We start from the raw sequence: 2,804 nt of genomic DNA, 5'->3' as shown, positions 1-2,804 counted from the left end.
CGAGTGCCCGACCCTCCCCTCATGCGACCCCGACGATGCCCCGCCGGGCGCCGAAGGCGGCGCAAAAGCACTCCAGAACCAGCAAGGCGACCGCACCGTCGCAAAAGCGTTTTGCGCCGCGTGCGGTCGCCTTGCTGTTCTAGCAGTTTTTTCAACGACGCGGCAGTCGGAGCACCTACGGAAAAATGCGTAGGAAATCTCGCACTCGCGCGGACGATCCGTAAGCCCATCGTCCACCGCCGCCCCGCTAACGCTGGAGCTAAGCGGCAGCATCAATCGCGAAGCGATTGATCTGTCCGCTTGAGCGAGTAGTTAGGGCGCTAGTCACGCTGAACCCTGCATGCAATCAGCGGGGGTGCGAAGAGTGCGATAAAGCTTGCATTGAGAACGGCGTTTTGCCAGAAACCTGACCACAGGGAGTACGCCGTATCCGGAACAACCCAGAAGAGAAGCGAGAGCAACACAAGCCGGCATACCTGCTCGGGATGCTGCATGTAGAACTGGCGAACCACCAGAAACAGAGCCACACCCCAGCCAACGAGAACGGAGCCGAGAATCGCATGCAGCAAGCCGACATAGTCAACGGCACGCTCGTGGAACTGACCAATAGCTCCCGCATCGCCTAGAACGAGGAAACCAAAGAGGGCATTCGTCCCACTTGGCGAAAGGACCATGAAGGCGCCAAAGCCTTGAACTACGAGGCATGCGGCCTGCAGCCAACGCCACCAGAACCTGGACTTCTCGGACATGCGGGAAAACCTCTTTGCGCCCTAACGTTTGAGCTAAGCGGCCACATCAATCGCGAAGCGATTGATTGGTCCGCTTGAGCGAACTGTTAGAGGGATCATTGGGTGCAATACGCAGTGACGAGACTATCGTTGACTTCCCGGCAAACCATCTCCCCGGGGATGGACACGTTGTCACAGCGCATCCCTGCCCATCTCTTGTAGTTCTCGCATCCTTCAAAGCTCTTGAATCGAGCGGACACGAAGCACCCCGTGCTGCTGGAGTTGCAGATAACGAAACGAATAGGCGTATCTCCCTTCGCAGCTTGCGGCGTGTCGGCGTTCTCTCCCGACGAGCAACCGCATGCCATTAGGCAAACCAGAAAGCTCAGCATCAACGTGCGACGCATTGTCTAGATCCCTCTAACGATCGAGCTAAGCGGCAGCTCCAATCGCGAAGCGATTGGACTGTCCGCTTGAGCGAGTTGTTAGGCTGTCGCTCACGCCGGATGCTGCATGGCCCGAACTGACAGCCCGCGAAATGGGTTGCTGCCTGCCAACCGACGATGCCCATGCCGGCAGACCAGGCGGCGCGAAAGCGATGATGCAACAGGAACGCCGTGAAGTAACAGACCGGCATTTCGCGCCGACTGGGCAGCCGCACAGCAGCGCGGACGTTTGCTCCCCGGAAGGCCGACCCGGAGCGAGGCGCCACAAACCCCAATGAACATGCCTGATTGCGACGCCTAACGCTGGAGCTAAGCGGCAGCATCAATCGCGAAGCGATTGATCTGTCCGCTTGAGCGAAATGTTAGGCAACACCTGCGTTGCCGGCGAAACGCTTTCTCATGTAGTCGAGAGCCTCTTGCTCTGATGCATGAACGACTTTCTGGGTTGCAACCATCTTCTCCGCAGCCGCCATAACAACGGCCTGCGCTGCTGCGTCGCGCTTGCTTAGACGGCCAACAGCCAGCTTGAACGCTTGAAGCGTTGGTACGTCCATGCCAGTAAACAACTCATCAATCGATTTGTCGGTAAGGCGGGAGTCGCTGGTCAACGCAACGCAAGTCTCGCGAATAACGGCCTTCTCTGCGGCACGAAGCTGACCATCAGCCTTTCCGACATAGAGCAGAACCCGAAGAGTGTCGTACTCATCGACAAGAAGAAGATCCTTCGTGCGATCCGGCGAAGCGTCGTACCTTGCTTGCAAATGACCACGGATGTCATTGACCAGCTCGCCAGTCTCTTCGTCGATGCATGAAGAAATGCGATCGCTCCTGAACGTTCGCGTTGCGTTACGTATGTTGCAGTGACCAATAAGAAGAACCGAATCACCGAATACGCCGAACTGGCGAACATCTACCGTGCGCTCTGTATTGCGCCCTGCACCGTCGGTGTAAGAAAGCCTTAGCTTCGCTTTTGCCGGAAGCGGCTGAGCAACCTCCCAAAAGCTTCCTTCCCACTCGTCTCGATCCTCGTCGTGACCGGATCGCCGGGTGACGCCGCCGACCTGACTTACCGTCAGCGTAATTCTGGCTTGATCCCCCGAGTCTTTCGGGGGTGACGAAGCCACCTGTGACTTAGTAAGCAGCTTGTACGCCGCCCAAAGTACGAGGCCAGCAATGAGGAGATACAGGATTGCCATGTTCGTTCCTTGCGTGAAACTTCCAGTGTTGCCTAACGTCTGAGCTAAGCGGCAGCTCCAATCGCGGAGCGATTGGACTGTCCGCTTGAGCGAATAGTTAGGCGAAAGATGCCCGGAGCGAGAACTTGACGCAACCCGGAAGGTGGAGGCTCTTGGTTGGTGCCCGCGCCCGCCCAGAACTGCTCCCGACTACTCGACGGTGGTTCCTGAGTGCGACGTGCTGCTGACCGGCGCGGGCGGGCCTGATGCCTGGCCCGCCGGATGTCTCGCTGTGCATGCGAGGAGTCTCGTGCCTGCGCCCGCGAGGAACAAACCGAACCGGTGATCCGCCGCCGTTGAAAACGGCATGCGCGGCGGCCTCAGCAGTCGGCATGCGAGGTGCAACACGGCGCAGGCGGTATGGACCGAACTCGCCTTGCACCCAACGCCTAACG

Annotated in this window: 2 protein-coding genes; both read right to left on the bottom strand. The window is 58.6% G+C overall.

All coding sequences use genetic code 11. The annotated features are described in order from the left end of the window. Positions 1-320: 320 nt before the first annotated feature. On the bottom strand, positions 321-749 hold the full coding sequence (locus tag O9255_RS14700) for a hypothetical protein (RefSeq protein ID WP_297867615.1): 429 nt from the start codon (positions 747-749) through the stop codon (positions 321-323). 787 nt (positions 750-1,536) lie between these two features. Then, a complete protein-coding gene (locus tag O9255_RS14695; protein WP_297867614.1) occupies positions 1,537-2,370 on the bottom strand; it encodes a WYL domain-containing protein in 834 nt (277 codons plus the stop codon). Positions 2,371-2,804: the final 434 nt, after the last annotated feature.

The sequence above is a fragment of the Silanimonas sp. genome (genome assembly GCF_027530345.1).
In the GTDB taxonomy this organism is placed as follows: domain Bacteria; phylum Pseudomonadota; class Gammaproteobacteria; order Xanthomonadales; family Xanthomonadaceae; genus Silanimonas.
This window is presented reverse-complemented; position numbering and strand designations above follow the sequence as displayed.

What these genes read in the sequence shown, in the direction of transcription:
- O9255_RS14700 (WP_297867615.1), bottom strand. Translation starts at nt 749, where the DNA reads ATGTCCGAGAAGTCCAGGTTCTGGTGGCGTTGGCTGCAGGCCGCATGC.
- O9255_RS14695 (WP_297867614.1), bottom strand. Translation starts at nt 2,370, where the DNA reads ATGGCAATCCTGTATCTCCTCATTGCTGGCCTCGTACTTTGGGCGGCG.